The organism is Enterococcus sp. AMC1157 (assembly GCF_058216555.1).
This window is the reverse complement of sequence record NZ_CM177099.1, coordinates 2,489,826-2,511,166: the sequence shown is the minus strand read 5'-3', so window position 1 is coordinate 2,511,166 and position 21,341 is coordinate 2,489,826. Positions and strand designations below refer to the sequence as shown.

Below are 21,341 nucleotides of genomic sequence, written 5' to 3'. Positions count from 1 at the left end.
CTAAAAAAATTTTTCTATCAAAGGGGAATGCACTATGAAGAAATTTAAATTTACAGCTTTATTAGCTACATTAGTTGTCAGCGGCGGCGTTTTAGCAGCATGTAGTTCTGACGAAGAAACACCTGCAGCATCAAGCTCTGAAGCGGCTTCATCAGAAGTAGTAGAAAGCAGTGAAGATGTTGTTTCAACAGCTTCAGTTAGTGATCAAGCAGACGTTCTTGAAGCAGCTTTAAGCGCAGATGGTAACTGGATTATTGCTACAACAGCTGATGTTACTTTCACAAACGATGTAACAGTTGCTGGCGAATTCCACAATCAAGATGACGCTTCAGGAGATATCTACCGTAAATTTGCTTTATATGCTCAAGATAGCGATCGTGTAGTTACAGACGAATTTACAATTACTGTTCCTAAATTAGTTGTAGAATCTGAAAACTTCAATATCGTTCATGGTACTGTTCAAGGTGACGTTGAAGTAAAAGCAAATGGTTTCGTATTAAACGGAGCAACTGTTGAAGGAAATGTTACTTTTGAAACACAAGAACAACTTGATTCTGCTACATTAGATCAAGATGGCGGTTCTGTTACTGGTGAAGTAACTGTCGCTGAATAATTAATTGATTTAAAAGTCATCTCAAAATTTTTGAGATGACTTTTTTCAGTTTTTTATTCTTTCGTCTTTAATTTAAAGGGTTTATAAGCATCTAAAATAATGGAGGGCATACCTATTTTTTCTCGAGAATTTCTTGTATCATAACGCAACGAACGGCCAATATGACCATCTTCAGCATTCCAATATTTATAATGGAATACTTCCTGTTCATCACAATACTCCAAAAGATGAACATCAAAATCGGCTTGTTCAAACACATTAACAAATGTTTGGTAGTCATACACTATTTTATGAGAATACGCTGGATGATCTTTTGGTCCCGGTCCACCTATTTTTATTAGATTTTGAAATTCTGGATTTTTAAAATTACCATCTGGGACAGCCACTCGAATATAGCCTCCTGGTTCTAGAAATTCATAACAATTTTTAGCAGCCAAAAATCCCTCTTCCAAAGTTAAATGCTCCCATACATGCTCTGCCAAGATTGCTGTTACTTTTTGATCACCCAAAAAACGAACAAAAGAATCTCGATCCAACAAATTTATTTCATTTTGATTAGTCGAAATCCACCCTTCATATGAATTCTCCCCTGAGCCAATAATTATTTTCATAACAAACCTACCTCGCTTTCTCACAACTAAAATCCATAAATTCTATCTCTACAATAGTAAGTGTATCATACCTTTCTTAACTGATTCTCATTTTTAAAACAATTCATTTACAAATAACAAAAAGTTGCTATAATCAAATTCGCTTCAATTTTTAAATAAACAAGATAATTAGCAATAATTTATTCTTAACTCAAAATTCAAACTTGCTTCCATCAGAAAGGACGTTTCGCTATGATGTTCATTTGTTTTCTTGCCACCGGTTCATTGATTACTTGGTTGGAATTAAAATGCACAAACTCATTTAAAAGAAAAAAAGCATTACTAAAATGGAGTCTAAATATTTTTTATGTTAATCTATTTTCCTTATTTTTACTACGTTATTTTTTTCAAAAAAGACAATTATTACTTTTAGAAACCTATGACTTAGATTACAGTATAAAATACCTACTCTTTTCGTTCGCTGTCGGAATCATGTTTTCATTGTTAAAATTCCGTTTGCAACATTCTTCCTATTTAAAATATTGTCAGCAAGCATCTTCTAAGCAAGAATTAAAGAAACTTTTCTACTATTCACTAGCCTTTTTGACAGGGTGGTTTTTGCTTGTTCACTTGCAATGGGCAAATGATTTACCGCAAGTTTCATTTGCTAAAGAGAATAGTTCTACTTTATTGATTGATTTTTGGGATAGTCCTTTTTTATTGTATTTGACAGGTGCAGTTCTTTATTTAAACATTTTATGGTCTCCTGTGCATGTGTTTAACAAAAAACATCGACTCTCAAGTACTCAACGTCAGAAAATCGCTGGTATCTTTTCACTAGCCATTTTTATATTCTCTTTAATCACTATTTTTAACACTCCTAATGTCTGGTTTTATACCAAAAACTTGTTTTTATTACTAAAAATATGAGAAATCATAAAACAAAAGACGGTAACATCAGTCGTTGAACAGAACAATACCCTGACAAAATAGATTAGTTTCCATAAAATCTGTTGTCAGGGTATTGTTGTCTTGTTTTTACTTATCTCGCCTTTTTTCTTGTTAACATTCTGAGGCACCTTAATGATGTTCGATTACTTTTTTCATGGGTATAAGCTGGTCGTTCATGCTGAAAAATAAAACCTTGCTTCTCATAAAATGGTATGCCCATTTGATTGTCTTTCGTAACGGATACCCATTGTTTTTTTGCTCCAAAATTAAGAAAAATTTCTGTAAGTTCAGCCAGCAAAGCCGATCCATACCCTTTTCTTTTTTTCTCTGGATTTAAATATAGTACAAACACTTCGCATTCTTCTGCATTAAGTAAACCACCACCAATGGCTCCTACGATTTGTCCTTCTTCTTCAGCTACCAAATAACCTGACCACGCCGGTAGAGCTGGCTCAATATCTTTGATAATTCTTTCTTGATTGTAGAAATTTTGAATGTCTTCTTGAATCATTGTAATGGGTAACAACTCTTGATAGGTGGTTTGATAGGCTTGTGTAAACATTTTTTGTAGTTGTGAACTATCTTTGATCGTTGCCTTTCGAATCATATTTTACCTCCCAATAAGTCTTTTTGATTATTTTAGCATAAAAAAAGAAGCGCACTTTCAATAAGCGTACACTTCTTTTTCGATCTTTGATTTATTTTGCTTCCACAGATCCAATAACTGTATTTGCTGTGTAGCTTCCAGTTGATACTTCTAGTGAAGCAATATCATCTGGATTCGTGAATACAACAATCATATCGGTTTTGCGATTTGCGGCTAAAATCGCTTCTAGATCAACGACTGCAATTAACTGTCCACGAGCAACGGTTTGACCTTCTTGGACAAATAATTCAAAAGGTGCTCCCTTTAAGTTGACCGTATCAATTCCCATATGCAGTAAGACTTCAATTCCAGCATCAGTTTGAATACCTAAAGCATGTTTAGTTGGGAAAATATTCATAATTGTACCAGCTACCGGTGCAAAAATTTCACCAGTAGTAGGTAGGACGGCAAATCCATCCCCCATCATTTTTTGAGAAAATACTTCATCTGCAACTTCAGTAATAGCCACAACTTCTCCATTTGCTACTGCATAAATATCATTTTTTGTTGCTGTCACCTCAACTTGAGTCCTTTGAACTGTGGCTTGTGCAACTGGACCCCCTGTTAAAATGCGGGATAATTCATCCGCAACAAATTGGACTTCTGTTCCAACAATAATTTGAATGTTGGTTTTATCGATCACTTTTAATCCGGGAACACCTGTAGATTTGATTTTCCCTTGATCAATAATCTCTGTATCTTTTACTTGCAGACGCAAGCGAGTTGTACAGTTGTCGACAGCGGTTAAATTATTTGTTCCACCTAAACCTTCAAAAATTCGGACGGCCATTGCTACAAAACGGTCATCTCCCGTTGCCAGTACCACTTCCTCAACCATGTCTTCTTCACGACCTGGTGTCATTAAATTGAACTTCTTAATCGCAAAAGTAAAGGTTACATAATAAACAATCGCCATTACTATACCTAAGACTAGTAACATCAAAGGCTGATTAGCAATTGGTACTCGTAGACTTAGTATAAAGTCAATTAAACCGGCACTAAAGTTAAAACCAGCTGTCCATTGGAAAGTTGCCGCAATAAACATGGAAATACCTGTTAATACAGCATGAACCACATATAATGGCCATGCAACAAACATAAATGAAAATTCAAGTGGTTCAGTCACCCCTGTAAAGAAAGAAGCGAAACCAGCTGCTAACATTAAAGAAGCCACTTCTTTTTTCTTTTCAGGACGAGCGTTGCGATACATGGCATAAGCTCCTGCTGGCAAACCAAACATCATCACTGGGAAATAACCCGCTTGATACATACCAGTCACACCCTTGACACCCTCACTTGCCCAGAACTTACCAATGTCATCAATTCCTGCTAAATTAAACCAAAACACGTTGTTTAATGCATGATGCAAACCAGTTGGAATTAACAAACGATTGAAGAAACCATACAACCCTGCACCTACTGCCCCTAAGCTTGAAATAAGTTCACCAAAAGAAACTAAAGTATTATATACTGGGGGCCAAATAAAAATTAATACCGCGGAAATAACCGCCATCACTAGAGCAGTAAGAATTGGAACTGCCCGTTTGCCACTAAAGAAAGACAAGGCCAGCGGTAATTTGACTTGACTAAAACGATTGTACCGTGCTGCGGCAATTAAACCGGATAAAATACCGATAAAAACATTTTTAAAGTTAATCGCACCAAACGCAATATTCACTTGATCTAGTTCGACTTTGGTAAACATCGCCACCGCTTCCGAATTGACTAAAGTCATTGGGGTTAGAAAAGCGACTAAACCAGCCAATGCAGAAGAACCATCTTTGTCTTTAGACATTCCAATGGCTAAACCAACGGCAAACAAAACACCTAAATTGTCTAAAATTATTCCTCCAGCTTTGATTAGAAAAGCAGCTAAAAGATTATTACCACCCCAACCACTTGGGTCAATCCAGTAACCAATCCCCATAAATAATGCGGCTACTGGTAAAGTTGCGACTGGGAGCATTAATGAGCGTCCCATACGTTGCATGTATGCTTTCATTTTGATTCCTCCGTTTTCACTATTTTTAGTCATTCGCAATGAATAACTGAGTAACCAAATGCTCCAACTAATTGTTAGAATAAAGATAACCGTCCTCCTACGCTCACTCATTTCTAACAAGCTTGCTTTTGCAAATGGTCATCTTTGCTAAGAATGTTTGCAGCCAACAAACAAAAAAAGCATAGAAAATTTTTTAAAAGTGCAAATTACACCTTTAAAAAATTTCCTGTGCCTTTATCTACTGATTCACGACAACCAGTAAGTATTTATTTATTGTAGGTATCTCTGATTTTTTTGTCAAGAGCGTTTATACAAAACCTTATTTTATTCAATTATTTGGTATATTCTAGACATAATCGTTGGATTTCTTGATAGATTTCCTTGATTTCTTCTTCATTAGCAGCTTTACAACCACTTGCAAGAGGATGTCCGCCACCATTATGGTGTTTCGCTAATTCATTGATGATCGGGCCTTTAGATCGTAGACTTACACGATAAGTTTCTTCAGGTTGTTGAATAAAGATTCCCCATGCACAAACGTCTTCAATCGCACCAGGTAAAGAAACAATTCCTGAAGCTTCAGCCTCAGTGACACCAAACTCTTTCATCAGTTCGCAGCTGATAATAATTTTAGCCGCACCGTTTTCATCTATTTCTAAATTTTGATAAATATAACCAGAAAGTTTGGCTACATTCCGTGTAATCTGTTCAATTTGACGGTTTAATTTTCCAGCATCAAAGCCAAAGTTCAACAACTTTGCTGAAAGCTCTAAAGTTCTTGAAGTAGTAGAAGGATAAAGGAAACGGCCTGTGTCGCCAACAATTCCTGCATAAAGCAAGCGAGCAGCTTCTTCATTCATCTTCAATTCTTCTCGGAACATTTGCCAAAATTCCGCAATCATTTCACTACAACTGCTAGCAGCTGTGTTCACCCATAACAAATCACCATAAGGATCTTCATTCGGATGATGATCAATTTTAATCAAGAATTTTCCCTTGTTAAAACGCTTGTCACTGACACGTGGCGTATCAGCAGTATCCGTAACAATTACCAAAGCATCTTGATAGGTCTCATCTGAAATTTCTTGCATTTCAGATAGATAACCTAAATCATCCACAGGGCCTCCCACATGATATACCTTTTTGTTAGGAAAGGTATTTCGTAATAATTCAGCTAAACCGCCTTGTGAACCCAAAGCATCTGGATCCGGTCGCACATGTCGGTGAATAATAATCGTTTCATACTCTTTAATCTTTTGTAAAATTTCTTCTTGTACAGTCATTAACTCGTTCCTTCCATTCTTATGGTCGTTCCATCACTTGGCAAACGACCAAGGCTTTACCCACTAAAGAATTTTCAATAAAAATTTCAATATCCAGCTTTGCTGAACGTCTACCTAGATCTAAGATTTTTGGTTGCAACATAATTTCGCTCTCTAATTGAATTAAACGGAAATAATGCAAGTTAACTTGTTCGATCCAAGTATTTCTTCGTTGATTTGCAATCATTGTTCGTTTAGTAACATTGGCGATAACTTCATTTAAGACACCAAAAGAAATCGTTCCTAACTCATCCACCATTTGAGGAGAGACTGTGAAACGGAATTGTGGTTGCTCTAATTTATTTCCTTCAAAATCCGTATCAATCGAATGAATTTGACCTGTGATTTGATCAGAAATCGTGTCTGATACTTGTGGTTGGCGTTGCACTAATTGCATCGCCTTCATCACATCTTGTCTTGTGACAATCCCAAGCAAAGATAAATCATCAGCAACAACTGGCATTACTTCCAAACCATCCCAAATCATTTGATGACTAACAGAAGCCACACTCATTTCTTTTTTTACCATTCGAGGATCTTTTGTCATCACTCGTTCGATTAATTGCGTATCAGGTTTTTCCAAAATATCTTTGGCTGTTACAATCCCTACCACTCGCATGTTTCGGTTAACTACTGGATAACGAGAATGTTGCGTATCTTCAGACAAATGCTTGTAATTTTTTACCGTCTCACTAGTTGACAAATATTTGGTTTTTTCCAGTGGCATATAAATATCGCTGACTAATAAAATATCTTTTTTTATCAATTGATCACTCAATGCTCGGTTAATCATAGTCGCAACCGTAAAGGTATCATAGGTTGTCCGTAAAATTGGTAACGCCATCTCATCAGCGATTTGCTGAATTTCTTCGGTTGTTTCAAAGCCACCGGTAATTAATACGGCTGCTCCTTCTTTCAGCGCTAACCTTTGGACATTTTCACGGTTTCCGACAATCATTAGTGAGCCAGGAGTAATATAACGTCCCATCGCACTCTCCTTCATCGCACCAATGACAAATTTATTCAGGTCTTTTTCTAAACCTGAAGCCCCACCTAATACATCGCCTTCAATAATTTGGACGACTTCACCAAAAGTTAGTTTTTCAATATTTTTCTTTAATTTACGCTCAATACGAATGGTCCCCACACGTTGAATGGTTGAAACCAGTCCAATATTTTCCGCATCTTTGATAGCTCGATAGGCTGTTCCTTCGCTTACCTCTAAATCCTTCGCAATTCCACGAACTGAAATTCTTTCGCCAACTGGCAAGCTTTCAATATGAGCCAAAATCAAATCATGTTTTGTTGCCATGTTTTCTTCACACCTCGATTGTTTCTCCGACTGCCATGATCTTGCCGCCTGTTACATTTTCTGTAAAAAGCGTTGGATCTTGACGAATCAGTTTAAAAGTATTGTAATGAATCGGAACCACTTGTTTTGCTTTCAAACGTTTCGCTGCCCGTACTGCAGCTTTCGGACCCATCGTAAAGTTATCTCCTATCGGTAAAAATGCTACATCAATTTCGTAGTTTTCTCCCAATAGAGCCAAGTCACTAAAATCCGCTGTATCGCCAGCATGATAAATGACTTTTCCCTCAGCTTCTAACAAGATACTCGCGGGTTCTCCCATATAAATGATTTCACCATCTTGCTGATAACCAGAGCTATGTTGCGCATGGGTAAACGTAACTCGTCCAAAAGGAAAATCAAATCCTCCTCCAATATTCATGCCATGTGTTTTCTCCACTTGCTGTTTCTCTGCAAATTGACAAATTTCAACAATACTAATAATTGTCGCCTGATTATTTTTGGCAATAGGGATCATATCTCCTACATGATCACTATGACCATGAGTAACTAAAATATAATCAGTCCTTACCTCATCTGCCTTCAAATCTGTTACAGGGTTGCCAGTGATAAACGGGTCAAACAATAATTTCGTACCATCCTCTAATACAACAGAAATGACGGAATGTCCATGGTATTTAAGCTTCATTTTCCTGTGACTCCTTTCTCGAAAGTACTTATTTTCTTCTCCAAAAAGTTGATACAGTATAACACCTTTATTGTAACAGATAATAACAGATAAAAAAACAAAGAACTTCCCAAAATAGAGGAAGAAACGGCTTGGTTGTTACTGTTTACAGCTATTTTTTCTAATCCATGCGTTACACTCTACAACGAAATCTGCTTTTGTCGACCGTGGAACCAACTGGAGCCAATCGTAGTGATTCAAAACAGTTCACATTAGCTCCTTTTTCACGATGACAGCGCAGCTTGCGTTGTTCCGTTACGCTAGATAGCTTTCAAAAGTCTTATATGTTAAACGATATAGCGGAAATTAGTACAATAGTTCATGCTCATCAATTAACTTTCAGCGTAAACGTTGAGAGAGGCTTGCGTTGTCGACACGAAAAGAATTCAATGTGAATTACGCACAGTTGCTAATTGATTGGTTACTGTGCGTGTGAAGCTTGAAAGCTCCAAGACTACAGGCTTGGAGCGGTTCCGGGCTGACCTAAGCAAGCCTCGCTCACAGTGTAGCGTCAAGTTTGATTTAACTGTAAAGAGTCTGCTTTTTATGGTTCTACGTGGACAAACAAAAAAAGGATAGAAAGCCTATTAAAATAGGCTTTCTATCCTTTTAAAAATTATACGTAATTATTATAATTTACTTGCTGCTTCTTCGTCGATAATAACGACAACATCTTGATGATTTTGTAGTATACTTGCTGGTAAATCTGTGGTTATTTCTCCATCAAGCATTCCTTTAATGGCTTCTGCTTTAGTAGCACCAAATGCCATTAAAATAATTTTTTTACTTTTCATAATTGAACCAATACCCATTGATAATGCATGAGTTGGAACGTCTTCTACTTTTTCGAAATAACGTTTATTCGCATTAATAGTTGATTCCGTTAATTCAACAACTTGAGTAGTTACATCAAAAGGAGTTCCAGGTTCATTAAAACCAATATGTCCATTTTGGCCAATTCCTAATACTTGGATATCAATTGGGTGAGTGGCAATTACTTCATCGTAACGTTTGCATTCTGCTTCTAAATCTTCTGCTTTTCCATTAGGAATAAAGGTCTCTTTGAAAGGTTTTTCGTTAAATAAATGTTTATTCATAAAGTAACGGTAGCTTTGTTCATTATCTCCGCTTAAACCTACATATTCATCTAGGTTAATCGAAGTTTTATCAGAAAAATCTAAATCACTTGCTACGATATAACGATACATTGCTTCTGGTGTACTTCCTGTTGCTAATCCAAATGTTGTTGCACCTTTTTCAATGCCTTCTTTGATAATTTCAAAAGCTTTTTTTCCACCTTCATCGGCATTATTTACACGAATAACATTCATGAGAAACTCTCCCTTGTTTTTATTTTGGTATACACCAATTTTAACATCTTTTAGTCATTAATGCAAGATTGTCAAAGCGAGAATTCTAAAATCTCCAACAAAAGAAGGAATATTTTAAATCTAACGCAAAAATTCAAGTGCTTCTCTGGAAATTATATATTGGACTAAAACTTAAAACGTTAAGAAATCCTATTTTCTAAGTATTTCAATATCTTTTAGTGTTAGTCTAATTCGATTTAATCGGATGTCGTAAAACTATTTTGAGTTTATTCAAAGCGGTTTTTCGAGGATCAGAAATATAGATTTCATGATGAAAACGAGATTCATTGATATCTAGAGCAAAACCATTTTCTTCCACAAAAGTTGCCATTTTTTCAGTTGTCTCAAATTCACTATCATAGGAACCAATATGCATACATTGGACACATAAGCCCTCGTCATAAGTAAAAAATTCTACTTTTGCATAGTCTTTATTCTTCTTTTTAGACACTTCTATTTTTGCCCACTGCACATCTTTTTCATGTATAAAATCTGGTAATCGCAAGAGAGAAATAAAATTTAACTCCTCTTTTCTCGTAACATCCATACCATGTAAACCATCTATCCACCAAAAACCTTCTAGCGGCGGAACGACATACTGAAAAAAACCATCTATTTGATACTCACTTCGATAGCTCATTTTCAACTTATAGGCTACACCATATAATAATTCAATCGATTGCTGGTATTCTCCCCCTGCTTGATTAGGATCACCTTTTCCACGAACTGCAAGATAATTCACAGAAGGCATCTCAATTACTGAAGGGACTTTTTTAGGAAGATATTGCTCTTTATACAATTTTTTGAAGTCCACAATCATCTTTATTCCTCTTTTCAATTCTTATTTAATCCGTTCATTTATTCAAAAAGATTCTCTCTAAAATCTCCTATACCTTAGTATATCAGAGATTTAAGAAGAGAATCTTCTTCTATATTAAGCCAATAAATCTTGAATTTCTGCTAAAATTTCTTCGTCTTCCAAGCTAGTTACACTTTTAACTACAGTTTCTAAAGACTCTTCTGCTAAACGTTTTTGTAATTCTACGCTTTCTGAATCTTCTGGATCGTTGTATTGTAGAATCATTGCCACAACTTCTAATAGATGTTTGTAAGACAAGTCTCTTTCTTTTGCTTCACGAATCGGACGAATAAAACGTTCATCAAAACCTAGTTTACGCATTGGTGTACGCGCTACACGTGAAATATCATCAGAAATATGTGGATTCGCAAAACGATCAATAATTTTGTTGATATATTTATCATGAGCTTCTGCATCAAAATCCCATTTGGCAATTAACAATGCACCTGTTTCTTGTAGAACTTCCTTAAGTTGGTTTAACACACGCTCATCTTGAATCGCTTCACCAATCGTTTGATAACCATAAAAACTTCCAGTATAAGCTGTTGTTGCATGACCTGTGTTAACTGAAAATAGTTTGCGCTCAATATATGGTTCTAAATCAGCTACATAACCTACGCCCTCTAAACGGAGTTCCGTATTTTTGCATTGTGTTTCGTCTACTAACCATTCACTGAAAGGTTCTACCGAAACAAACAATGGATCATCATGATGCTGAATCGGAACAATTCGATCAACCGCCGCATTTGGAAAACCTACGTACTTATCTACATAATTTGTATCTTCTTCAGTTAAAAACTCTTGGACTTTAGAAAGTAAAAATTGACTACCACCAATCATGTTTTCACATGCGATTACGTCTAAAGGTTGTTCAACATTTGTTTCACGACGTTTTTGAATCCCTTTAGCAATTAATTCCGCAATAAAAGGTAGGATATTTGGTCCAATTGCAGTGGTCACTACATCAGCTGCAGCAATTACTTCGATGACAGCTTCTGGCTCTGTTTGATTGTTTAAACCATTCACGTTGCTGACCGCAATTCGTTCTTTCCCTTCACTTGCTAGTTCAATTTCATAAGCATTACGTGCTTTTAAATCGTCAATAATCGTTGCATTAATATCTACAAAATCAATTGAAAATCCATTATTAAATAAAATCTCACCAATAAATCCACGACCAATATTTCCGGCACCAAAATGAACTGCTTTCATCTTTATTCAACCTCCTCAAGTAACGCAATAATTTCTTCTTCTGAAGAAGCACTCACTAATTTCACCACGTTCTCAACGTCTGAACAGAAAATGGCAATTTTTTGAAGAATATCTAAATGTTCATTATCTACTCCAGCGATACCAAAAACAACCATCGCTAATTTTTCTTCCACATCATCGGTACTAAAATCAACACCTGATGGTACTTGAATAATTGAAATACCGCTTGTTTTTACATATTTTTTTGATTCATCTGTGCCATGGGGAATAGCGATGAAATTTCCCATGTAGGTTGAAACTAAATTGTTTCTTTCAATCATTGAATCGACATAAGCCTCATCTACACAACCAGCTTCTGCTAAAAGTCGACCACTCTCTCGAATTGCCTCTTCCTTTGTTTCATATGCTTGACCTAATAAAATCATGTCTTTTTGTAATTTCATTGTTTATTTCTCCTTATTTCTAATAATGTATTTAAATTTCTGAAGTACGAAATTTTAGTTTGATTGAAATGCCGTATACCATTCCACTAACTGTCAAGTCTTAATAAGTGGAACTGGCATCCTTATTTCTAATAAAGTGTTAAAATTTCTGAAAAACGAAATTTAAGTTTGATTCTCTATACGACTAATTTATAAGTTTCTAGTGCTATGTCGGTTTAATGCAATTAAATTTTCAAAAAATAAAAATTTAAATTCTATTCTCATCACGCATACCATCCTACTAACTTAAAGTTCCTGATTAGTAGGACCGACAATTTTAGTCTGATTGATATACCGTATACTATTTGATTAGCCTATTTTTTGCGGTTTTAATTTTCTACAAGATAGTAAGCTTTTAAATAAGATCATCATTTTCAATCGCTCTTATCTCATTAACAAACAACGAGCTAATTAACTCATAAATGGTTTCTTTGTCTCCATTTTGATAAATTTCCATATTTAAGTCACTTTCAATAATTGACGCACTGATTAATCCCATCAGCTTCTCTTCTGCAGCGACAATTGGTTCAGGCGCTAGCATTAATAACATTCGAGTAAGCGCCATTGGTTTGCGATCCATTCCCAAAATAGGCATTGGACGACTTAAATCAAAAATACCGAAATACCCTCTTTTCACATACGGATTTGCACTGTGAAATAAAGCAAAATTTGTATTTGGTATGCCAATTGGTGCCAACTGATGACGTTCAATTACTAAGCGACTGACTTCTTGGATATCTTCAACTAGTACTCCTTCCAATTCTGCCACAACTTGGAGAACCGTCTCTTCTAAGGTTTGACATGTCTGAATCATTTTTACATCGAACTGGGTTAAAAGGTCATTTCCGACACGCATCACTTCATAAACTTGTTCGAAAGAGCCTTCAGATTCTTTTGATACTAAAGTCGGAACAACCGTTTTGGCTTCAAATTGTTTTTCTCTTATTTCTTGTCTGATTTTACGAATCTCGTCATCCAATAGCAATGGAGAAATTAACTTATAGGGCAAATCAAAATCTGGTAGAAAAATGGTGGATAAAATTAAATCATACTCTTTGTAATCCAAATGACTCATTTGAGAGATTTTTACTACTTCAATATGATCAATTTCTGGAATATATTTGCGGATACGACTTTCCAATATTTTTGCTGTACCAATTCCACTTGAACATAAAACAAGGGTTGAAATATCTTTTTTACTCGGGTTTCTTTCCAATGATGCTGCAAAATGAATCACAATATAAGCTAATTCATCTTGGGAAAAGTGCATTTCCGGAAACAATTGACTTAGGTTTTCACGAATAGCTATAGCCAACGATCGATATTCCTCCATTACTTTTTCTAAAAGTGGATTATTAGAAAATTGCACTAAATTATCCATTCGTTTGAAAGCAGCAGAAAGATGTGTTAATAGATCATAATACAAAGTATCATCTACTCGAAAATCTATTTCCGTTTGCTTAGAGACCAAACGAATTAATTCTCTGACTTGATAAGATAATTCCACATCAAAATTTTCTAAGAAAATATTTTGTGGTTTTTTATAATTTACTCCCTCAAGCTGTCTAGCAAAAAAGATACATTCTTCTTCTGGAAGTACTACTCTTGATTCTTTTGTAATTTCTCCTAAAATTTGTTGGGCAAGCTGATATACTTCACTGGAAAGAGCGTTTTTTTCTTGTCGTAATTCCAAATGATAACCAAACTTCACCCGATCAATTGATAAAGCCAAACTAGTTATCACCTGTTGTAATTGATTATCGGTTACCTCTATAAAAAGCTGTTGAAGGTTATCTAAAATGACTTTTCTAGCAAAAAAGAACGACATTGGTGTGATCAAGTTTAAAAAGAAATTACTGGTATTTGCCTTCATACCATCTTTATTCAAACTTGATAAATAACTAAAAAATCCATATTCACTCACACCACTATAAATTAAATTACTCAAAATTTGACGGCGTTCATACTCTCCACCTGTGATTAGAACACCGCGGGCCTTACGACGTTCCAAATTTAAAGAATACTCTTTTAAGCTTTCTTCGACTGCTTGTAAATCTGTATGGATAGTACTTGGGCTCACCTCAAAATCTAAAGATAATCCTTCGATAGTCTGTTCTTCATCTGTTAGTAGTAAGCTAGCTGCTAACGCACTCTGTCGATGAATCGTATCTAAAGGAAGGCTTTCTTCTTTTTGTACAAGCTGTTTGATTTCTGCTATTTGTTGTTCCTCTCCAACCAAACGATATCCCTTACCTCTGGGTTTAACTAGCTGTATTTCAAAAGCCTTTAAACTTTTTTCAATACTGGACATTTCTCGATACAATGTCCGCTTGCTAATTTGCAATTGATCTTGAATTTTCTGAGGGTTGAGTCCCTCTTGGTATTCAACTAATAGTTTCAAGATTTGCTTTTCTCGAATGGAGAAATACATTTTCTCACCTCCTAAAAAAACGGGTAAAAGCAGTGGGGATTTAGCCCCACTGCTTAAGAATTCCCCTTTAATCTACTTAGCGAATAGGTGCTCGCTAGTTATTATTTTTCATACGTTCAACAACTTCGTCATAACGCGGACTGTTCATGAAGTTTTCCACTGTTACAAATTCAGAAGATGGTGCTTTTTGTTTTGCACGCTCAACTAATTCAACTTGTGTCACCACTAAGGCTTGTGGATCATCTTTTAGATTGTTGATAGCTGAGTTAGTTACTGGCACGTTTACTCCAGCTTTTTTCACCATATTACGTAAGACAGAAGCACCCATTGCACTTGAACCCATTCCAGCATCACAAGCAAAGATGATTTTATTAATTTTAGCATAAGAAGCGCTTGGTGCTACTGTTGCTTGACCTTTACTTGCAGCTTTTTCAGCTGCAACGGCTGCTTGTGTTTTAGCTAATAAATCTTCTTCTACTGATTTATCGCTTTTCAGAATAATCATTGCCACTAAAAATGAAACGATTGTTGCTACTAAGACTCCGGCAATTACTCCCACATAGTTCATCCATCCTCTTGGCGTCATACTTAAGATAGCGAAGATAGAACCTGGTGAAGCGGCTGCTTGTAAACCAGCATTAAATAACTGTAAAGTAAATGTTCCTGAAATACCACCTGCGATTACTGCTAAGAATAACAATGGTTTCATCATTACATATGGGAAGTAAATTTCATGAATCCCACCCAAGAAATGAATAATCATTGCACCTGGTGCTGATGATCTTGCTGAACCTTTTCCGAATAAAGTGAAGGCTAACAATACACCTAGACCTGGACCAGGATTTGCTTCAAGTAGGTACAAAATTGATTTTCCTGTTGCAACAGATTGTTCTGTTCCTAACGGTGTCAAAATACCATGATTGATTGCATTGTTTAAGAATAAGATTTTTGCTGGTTCAATGAAGATATTCGCTAAAGGTAACAATCTAGCGTTAATAATGAACTCTACACCATTTCCCATCATTGTTGTCAATGTCGCAACAACTGGACCAATTACATAAAATCCTAAAACTGCTAAGGCAAAACCTAAAAGACCTGCTGAAAAGTTATTCACTAACATTTCAAAACCAGCACGAATCTTGTCTGCGAACATATCATCAAATTTCTTGATAACCCATCCACCTAAAGGACCCATAATCATTGCGCCGATGAACATTGGTACGTCTGCTCCGACGATAACCCCCATCGTAGCGATTGCCCCTACGACTGCTCCTCGTTGTCCGTGAACCATGCTCCCGCCTGTATAACCGATTAATAATGGCAATAAATAAGTAATCATTGGACCAACTAAAGCTGCGAGTTGTTCATTTGGTAACCAACCTGTCTCAATAAATAATGCTGTAATAACTCCCCATGCAATAAATGCACCGATGTTCGGCATCACCATTCCACTTAAATGGCTGCCTAAACGTTGAACCTTGGCTTTTAATCCTTTTTTCTCTGTAGCCACGTTCGTTCTCTCCCCTCAAAATATAATTTATTTTTCTTTACACACTTAGTTTAAGGGAAAATGATAGGGTTTTCAATCTTTTCTAGATAGAGGTTTGGCACATTTTAAAGTGCCATCATTCCAATTTTAAATAACAAATAAGTAAAAAGCTGTCACTTCTATCTTCAACCATAAATAAGAACTATTTAGGAGATAAAAGTTTTGTTATACACTGGATAAATGGGCTATTTCTAAGATTCGACCAATCCTATACCATACTAACTTATAAAAAAGAACTATTCAGACGATAGGATGAATTTTCATTTTCTACCATTTGAATAGTTCTCATTTTGTTATCTTCTACGATGTCTTTGACTGGATTCCATAATCACAGGTAAAATTACCGGACGACGTTTTGTTTGTTCAAACAAATAACGGCTTAGTTGATCACGTATATCTTGTTTTAATTTACTCCATTCAAATTCATCATCATGTAAATGTTTTTCGACAATTTTTTCAACCATTTCTCCACCTTCGCGGATTAAGTCACGACTTGCTTTGACATAAACAAAACCTCGAGAAGTAATCTGCGGTTTGGAAACAATTTTTTTTTCACGACGATTAATCGTTACCACCGCTACAAAAATACCATCTTCCGATAATACTTTACGATCTTTCAAAACAATATTTCCAATATCACCAACGCCAATACCGTCTACCATGACATTATCTGCAGGTACCGAACCAGCTGGACTTAGCTCACCATTGGCATACTCTAAAACATCGCCACGAGCTGTAATGAAAATATGATCCGCAGACATACCAACCTCTTGTGCTAAGTTTGCATGAGCGGCTAATAAACGATATTCTCCTTGTACAGGAATAAAGTATTTTGGCTTCATCAAATTCAACATCAATTGTAAATCATTTGGATTAGCATGACCTGATACTCGTAAGTTATCAGAAATATTTTGTACCGTTCCACCTGCACGATAGATCATGTCTTCTGTTTTGGCAACAAAAGTTTCCATCGCGATCGTTGGTGTAGTGGTGATATAAATCAAATCGCCTTCTTTGATTTTCAAACTACGATGAGCTCCACTGGCCATCCGTTGTAGAGCTTTAATCGGTTCGCCCATTCGTCCTGTTTCTAAAACAATGATTTCTTCATCATTGTAGTTGCGCATCTCTTTTTGTGTAATTAGTATAGATTCATCAGGCATTTCTAATTTACCTAGACGCATTGCCGTACGAATAATTTTACCAAAGTCTTGACCAGTCAAAACAACTTTTCGATTTGAATGGTAGGCTGCATTAATAACTTGTTGCACGCGTTGAAGATTGCTTGCCACACAAGCCACAATGATACGACCTTCCCAATAACGAATTGTATCGAACACTTCATCTGCAATTTGTGCTTCTGAAGCAACCGTTGCTGGATTTTCGGCATTACTTGAAGTACTTAATAAAGCTAAGACCCCTTCTTTGCCAATTTCAGCTAAACGACCAAAATCTGTTTGATACATTGGAATTGCTGCTTGATCAAATTTAAAGTCTCCTGTGTAAACAAGGTTTCCTTCGTCCGTTTTTAAACAAATCCCTACAGAATCAGGAATTGTATGCGTTGTTGGGAAAAAGCTGATAACAGCTGAACCAAAATCAATCTCTGAACCTGTATCAATCACATGGAATTCCTTAAATTTTTTCGTTTGTTCATAACGATGAACCGCCATTTTGGCTAATTCGATGGTCAATTCCGTTCCGAAAACTGGTACTTGAACTTTTTCTAAGAAATAAGGCAAGGCCCCAATAGCATCCGCGTGTCCGTGAGTCAAGAAAACTCCAGCCACTCGTTCCGCATTTTCTTCTAAATACGTAAAATCAGGAATAACCGTATCAATCCCTAATAATTCATTTTCAGGATAACGTAGACCACAGTCTAGTACAAAAATATCCTCTCCCACTTCAGCGATATAAAGATTTTTTCCATTCTCTCTTATACCACTAAGGGGAATAATTTTGATTTTACTCAAAATTTTCACCTCTCAATAATTATTTACTTTTCTTGCAAGTATGGATGTTGTCTCTGAACAATCATGAATAGCACGCTTAGTCGTTCCCTTATCTACATTCCAATGAGGGAAGTTCACAGTTAGCTTCTTGCTAAAAGATTCTAATATAGTATAACATATCCCAGACTGTTACAAAACATTGACTACTTGCGAAAGTTGTTCTTTAGGAAAATGAATGGTTCTGTTTGTAGATAATTGTAAAGACAATGAAGCTTTATCCATCAAATATTTAACATTTGCCTTCTATTATCAGACAGCTTAAGCTTTTTCTTCTTTCAACTCACGAATCAATTTTTCAAATTTGACTTGGGTTTCTTGGAATTTATTCATATCAAAAGAAGTCTCTTCACCTTTTATTGTAGCCAAAAGACCTTCTAATTGAAGATACCAACCAGTTATATCACGAACCGGATGATCAAAATCTTTTGGAAGAACTTCATAAAAGTTTAGTTGCGTACCTACTGATTCATTTGTTAATTCAAATTGAACACTACCCGTTCCCCATTCGAAACAAATTATTTTTTCTGGCTCGAAGGATAAAATATTCATTCTTATATTTTGTTCAGGCAACTTAAAGATGAGATAACCCTCAGTTTGTAAACTACCCACTTCAATCTCTTTAAACCATTCTTGTATTTTTGTCGTTTCAGTCAAATACTGCCAAACCTTCGACACTTCTTTTGGAATTGTTAAACGATAGTTCACATGTAATGTCTCATTTTTTATATAAAATTGTTTTTCCATAATATCCTCCCACTGCCTTTTTTATTTTAACATGAAAAATCTATTATTGATTAACTTATTCTTCTATAGAATAGACCAGAAACATACTCTTCCAGTGAAATTAATTTTTCTTCACTAAAAAAGACGAATTCTTAACATAGCTTGTCAGAATTTGCCTTTTTGGTTAGGAATATGTTTTTTTCAAAATATACTTTGGTTTTTGGAAAATCAGGACTCCATTTTCCTATTATTCTTCTTTTTCAGCAAAAGCATTTGCGCCACCGTACTGATTAAAATGCACAGTATCACTTTTTAGATACTCATAAATATTTTTTTCAATTGGAATGCCATTTTGCATATAGTTTTCAAAATTAAGTTGATTAATCTCACCTGGATAGTACACTTGCTTAAATCCTTCTGCAGCTGGAATGTCATGTAACTCTTCTACCATTGTTTCAATATTTTCTTTAAAAGTATCCAAATCAGTAAAACGTTGCGGATCAATCAAAATAAAAATTTGACCTAAATCTCGACCTTTTGTTAAGTCAGTATACATGGAAGAAACATGTTTACCAAAGGGTAAGCCCAAAAGCATCCCCGACAAGATATCTACCATCATCATTAAACCAAAACCTTTAGGACTAGATATTGGTAACAAACCATGAACATCATGAGGATTGGTTGTTGGTTGCCCCTTCTCATCAACAGCCCAAGTTTCTGGAATCTGTTGATTTTTGGAGCGAGCGTCTAAGATTTTCCCCCATGCTTGTACCGTAGTTGCCATATCAAAGACAATTGGCTCTACTTGCTTTCTTGGTGCGCCAATAGCAATCGGATTGGTACCAAAATAGTTATCTGTCCCACCAAATGGCACAACCATTGGATCTGATTGGCACATACACAAAGCTATTAGATTTTCTTTGGCTGCTTTTTTAACATAAAAAGACAAAGCACCACTATGACTCATTTTACGGATACCTACGACAGCAACGCCAGATTCTTTTGCCATACTTATGGCATAGTCTAATCCTTTTAACGCCACAAATTGCCCTACTCCATTTTCTCCGTGGACAATTCCTGTACTAGGTCCGGTTTTTTCAAAAGTAATTTCTGGCTCTAAATTGACACCACCTTTAGCGATTCGTTCTGCATAATAATCCACCCGTACAGCTCCATGAGAGTGAATGCCATTTGCATCAGCAAATACTAAATGCTCCGCTACACTATAGGCATGTTCTTCTTGTAAGCCAGCTTTTTCCAATTTTGTTTGAATGAGTTGGTGTAGTTCCTGTGGTTGTACAGTCACTGTATTTTCCATTTTTTTATCTCCTTTCAAAAAATGAGTTTTGAAATCCTTTATTCGAATTTCAAAACCCACTACATTAAACTCCTTGTTTTTTTCCGTTGAAAATATCGTAATCCAATTCATCAACAGATTTTGCTACAACAATTGCTGTGTAAACATCTGAATTAACATTTAAAATTGTTCGCAACATGCCAACAAACCATTCAACACCAGCAAAAATGGCAATACTTTCAATCGGTAAACCCATTTGGGGAACAATGATGGCTAATGAAACCAATCCAGCTCCAGGTACAACTGCATTTCCCAGTGAGATAAATGTCGCTGCAATCGCTGCATAAAATATCTGTTGAACACCAAACTCAATATTATACATTTGTGAGATTGCTGTCACCGTAATTGCCATATGCATTGCAGAACCATTACTATTCAAAGACATGCCCAAGGGTAGAACTAAATTCGTAATTCGATCACTTAAGCCTAATTTGTTACGTGTTTCATCCATCGCAACTGGCAAAGTAATCGCCGAAGATGTGGTTGCTAGTGCCGTGACTGACATATTCTTCATATTTTTTACCAATCTTAATGGGTTTACACGAGCATAAAGAGTGATAAATAAAATCCACAGTAGTAAAAAAAGTAAAGTAGCAAAGGCATAGACAGTTAAATATTTCAGCAACGGTAAAATAATTTGAACCCCTAAATTACTGATTGTTGAAGAAATCAAAGCAAAAATACCGATTGGTGCTGTAATCATGACATAACGAATGATTGTTAAAATTACTTCATTAAAATCCACAATCGTTTTAGCTAATTGTGATTTAGGATTTTTCTCCATTAAATATTTAGGAATTTTTCAATTTTTTATAGAAGAAGAGCATTTGGATCAATTAGAAGCAGTAATTCCTGATGAATTGAAACAACTGCAATTAAAGCACTGCCTCAGGAACTCGTACATTTTTATGGTTATTATGATTTAGATTTTATACAAGAGCGGACCTTTACTACCGAGATAAATATTTCATTAGAAATGATTAAAACTATCGACCAGAGTCAAATAATTTGGGATGATCCTTTAATGTAACGATATCTCCTATATGTTTATGCATTGCAACATCAAAAACTGGCTGAATTCTATCAATTATCTGATAAGAATATTGATGAGTTTGCCATTAAGCCTAATATTCTCAAACAGTTTCCGCGAACTTTTAGTACCGCTAGCACAACTGATGACGAAGTT

Annotated in this window: 17 protein-coding genes and 1 pseudogene; 2 read left to right on the top strand and 16 right to left on the bottom strand. The window is 35.7% G+C overall.

Features of this window, described 5'->3' with window-relative positions:
* Window positions 1–34 precede the first annotated feature (34 nt).
* Entirely contained in the window at window positions 35–613 is a 579-nt protein-coding gene (locus tag AC4BBX_RS12220; RefSeq protein ID WP_490454097.1) for a polymer-forming cytoskeletal protein, read from the top strand.
* Between the two features lie 53 nt (window positions 614–666).
* Here AC4BBX_RS12220 and AC4BBX_RS12215 read toward each other — a convergent pair whose 3' ends face one another.
* The gene (locus AC4BBX_RS12215) at window positions 667–1,224 is read right to left on the bottom strand and encodes a class I SAM-dependent methyltransferase (RefSeq protein WP_490454096.1); all 558 of its coding nucleotides are present in this window, start codon (window positions 1,222–1,224) and stop codon (window positions 667–669) included.
* Between the two features lie 231 nt (window positions 1,225–1,455).
* On the opposite strand from AC4BBX_RS12215, the gene AC4BBX_RS12210 reads away from it, so the two are divergent.
* On the top strand, window positions 1,456–2,133 hold the full coding sequence (locus AC4BBX_RS12210) for a hypothetical protein (protein WP_490454095.1): 678 nt from the start codon (window positions 1,456–1,458) through the stop codon (window positions 2,131–2,133).
* A 112-nt stretch (window positions 2,134–2,245) separates the two neighbouring features.
* On the opposite strand, the gene AC4BBX_RS12205 is transcribed toward AC4BBX_RS12210, so the two are convergent.
* The 15 genes and pseudogenes from AC4BBX_RS12205 to AC4BBX_RS12135 form a co-directional block, all read right to left on the bottom strand.
* On the bottom strand, window positions 2,246–2,761 hold the full coding sequence (locus AC4BBX_RS12205; protein WP_490454094.1) for a GNAT family N-acetyltransferase: 516 nt from the start codon (window positions 2,759–2,761) through the stop codon (window positions 2,246–2,248).
* A gap of 91 nt (window positions 2,762–2,852) precedes the next feature.
* Window positions 2,853–4,802, bottom strand: coding sequence for an N-acetylglucosamine-specific PTS transporter subunit IIBC (gene nagE / locus AC4BBX_RS12200; protein WP_490454093.1), 1,950 nt, complete (start codon window positions 4,800–4,802; stop codon window positions 2,853–2,855).
* A 332-nt stretch (window positions 4,803–5,134) separates the two neighbouring features.
* Window positions 5,135–6,085: a DHH family phosphoesterase gene (locus AC4BBX_RS12195; RefSeq protein WP_490454092.1), complete on the bottom strand. Its 951-nt coding sequence runs from the start codon at window positions 6,083–6,085 to the stop codon at window positions 5,135–5,137.
* Window positions 6,086–6,104: 19 nt separating this feature from the next.
* Window positions 6,105–7,436 (bottom strand): DRTGG domain-containing protein, encoded by a 1,332-nt coding sequence (locus AC4BBX_RS12190; protein WP_490454091.1) that lies wholly within the window; start codon window positions 7,434–7,436, stop codon window positions 6,105–6,107.
* A 7-nt stretch (window positions 7,437–7,443) separates the two neighbouring features.
* Window positions 7,444–8,121, bottom strand: coding sequence for a metal-dependent hydrolase (locus AC4BBX_RS12185; RefSeq protein WP_490454090.1), 678 nt, complete (start codon window positions 8,119–8,121; stop codon window positions 7,444–7,446).
* A gap of 668 nt (window positions 8,122–8,789) precedes the next feature.
* Complete coding sequence (gene nagB, locus AC4BBX_RS12180) at window positions 8,790–9,491, bottom strand: glucosamine-6-phosphate deaminase (protein WP_490454089.1); 702 nt, start codon at window positions 9,489–9,491, stop codon at window positions 8,790–8,792.
* A 226-nt stretch (window positions 9,492–9,717) separates the two neighbouring features.
* Window positions 9,718–10,350: a GyrI-like domain-containing protein gene (locus tag AC4BBX_RS12175; RefSeq protein ID WP_490454088.1), complete on the bottom strand. Its 633-nt coding sequence runs from the start codon at window positions 10,348–10,350 to the stop codon at window positions 9,718–9,720.
* Window positions 10,351–10,464: 114 nt separating this feature from the next.
* Window positions 10,465–11,601: a mannitol-1-phosphate 5-dehydrogenase gene (locus AC4BBX_RS12170; RefSeq protein ID WP_490454087.1), complete on the bottom strand. Its 1,137-nt coding sequence runs from the start codon at window positions 11,599–11,601 to the stop codon at window positions 10,465–10,467.
* Between the two features lie 2 nt (window positions 11,602–11,603).
* Window positions 11,604–12,044 (bottom strand): PTS mannitol transporter subunit IIA, encoded by a 441-nt coding sequence (locus AC4BBX_RS12165; protein ID WP_490454086.1) that lies wholly within the window; start codon window positions 12,042–12,044, stop codon window positions 11,604–11,606.
* A gap of 394 nt (window positions 12,045–12,438) precedes the next feature.
* A complete protein-coding gene (locus AC4BBX_RS12160; RefSeq protein ID WP_490454085.1) occupies window positions 12,439–14,514 on the bottom strand; it encodes a BglG family transcription antiterminator in 2,076 nt (691 codons plus the stop codon).
* Window positions 14,515–14,608: 94 nt separating this feature from the next.
* Window positions 14,609–16,024 (bottom strand): PTS mannitol transporter subunit IIBC, encoded by a 1,416-nt coding sequence (locus tag AC4BBX_RS12155; protein WP_490454084.1) that lies wholly within the window; start codon window positions 16,022–16,024, stop codon window positions 14,609–14,611.
* 332 nt (window positions 16,025–16,356) lie between these two features.
* The gene (locus AC4BBX_RS12150; protein ID WP_490454083.1) at window positions 16,357–18,036 is read right to left on the bottom strand and encodes a ribonuclease J; all 1,680 of its coding nucleotides are present in this window, start codon (window positions 18,034–18,036) and stop codon (window positions 16,357–16,359) included.
* A gap of 297 nt (window positions 18,037–18,333) precedes the next feature.
* A complete protein-coding gene (locus AC4BBX_RS12145) occupies window positions 18,334–18,819 on the bottom strand; it encodes an SRPBCC family protein (RefSeq protein ID WP_490454082.1) in 486 nt (161 codons plus the stop codon).
* A gap of 226 nt (window positions 18,820–19,045) precedes the next feature.
* Window positions 19,046–20,116 (bottom strand): ureidoglycolate dehydrogenase, encoded by a 1,071-nt coding sequence (allD, locus tag AC4BBX_RS12140; RefSeq protein ID WP_490454081.1) that lies wholly within the window; start codon window positions 20,114–20,116, stop codon window positions 19,046–19,048.
* Window positions 20,117–20,180: 64 nt separating this feature from the next.
* Window positions 20,181–20,948 (bottom strand): annotated as a pseudogene (locus AC4BBX_RS12135) (dicarboxylate/amino acid:cation symporter); the annotation flags it as partial.
* Window positions 20,949–21,341 lie beyond the last annotated feature (393 nt).

What these genes read in the sequence shown, in the direction of transcription:
- AC4BBX_RS12220 (WP_490454097.1), top strand. Translation starts at nt 35, where the DNA reads ATGAAGAAATTTAAATTTACAGCTTTATTAGCTACATTAGTTGTCAGC.
- AC4BBX_RS12215 (WP_490454096.1), bottom strand. Translation starts at nt 1,224, where the DNA reads ATGAAAATAATTATTGGCTCAGGGGAGAATTCATATGAAGGGTGGATT.
- AC4BBX_RS12210 (WP_490454095.1), top strand. Translation starts at nt 1,456, where the DNA reads ATGATGTTCATTTGTTTTCTTGCCACCGGTTCATTGATTACTTGGTTG.
- AC4BBX_RS12205 (WP_490454094.1), bottom strand. Translation starts at nt 2,761, where the DNA reads ATGATTCGAAAGGCAACGATCAAAGATAGTTCACAACTACAAAAAATG.
- nagE (WP_490454093.1), bottom strand. Translation starts at nt 4,802, where the DNA reads ATGAAAGCATACATGCAACGTATGGGACGCTCATTAATGCTCCCAGTC.
- AC4BBX_RS12195 (WP_490454092.1), bottom strand. Translation starts at nt 6,085, where the DNA reads ATGACTGTACAAGAAGAAATTTTACAAAAGATTAAAGAGTATGAAACG.
- AC4BBX_RS12190 (WP_490454091.1), bottom strand. Translation starts at nt 7,436, where the DNA reads ATGGCAACAAAACATGATTTGATTTTGGCTCATATTGAAAGCTTGCCA.
- AC4BBX_RS12185 (WP_490454090.1), bottom strand. Translation starts at nt 8,121, where the DNA reads ATGAAGCTTAAATACCATGGACATTCCGTCATTTCTGTTGTATTAGAG.
- nagB (WP_490454089.1), bottom strand. Translation starts at nt 9,491, where the DNA reads ATGAATGTTATTCGTGTAAATAATGCCGATGAAGGTGGAAAAAAAGCT.
- AC4BBX_RS12175 (WP_490454088.1), bottom strand. Translation starts at nt 10,350, where the DNA reads ATGATTGTGGACTTCAAAAAATTGTATAAAGAGCAATATCTTCCTAAA.
- AC4BBX_RS12170 (WP_490454087.1), bottom strand. Translation starts at nt 11,601, where the DNA reads ATGAAAGCAGTTCATTTTGGTGCCGGAAATATTGGTCGTGGATTTATT.
- AC4BBX_RS12165 (WP_490454086.1), bottom strand. Translation starts at nt 12,044, where the DNA reads ATGAAATTACAAAAAGACATGATTTTATTAGGTCAAGCATATGAAACA.
- AC4BBX_RS12160 (WP_490454085.1), bottom strand. Translation starts at nt 14,514, where the DNA reads ATGTATTTCTCCATTCGAGAAAAGCAAATCTTGAAACTATTAGTTGAA.
- AC4BBX_RS12145 (WP_490454082.1), bottom strand. Translation starts at nt 18,819, where the DNA reads ATGGAAAAACAATTTTATATAAAAAATGAGACATTACATGTGAACTAT.
- allD (WP_490454081.1), bottom strand. Translation starts at nt 20,116, where the DNA reads ATGGAAAATACAGTGACTGTACAACCACAGGAACTACACCAACTCATT.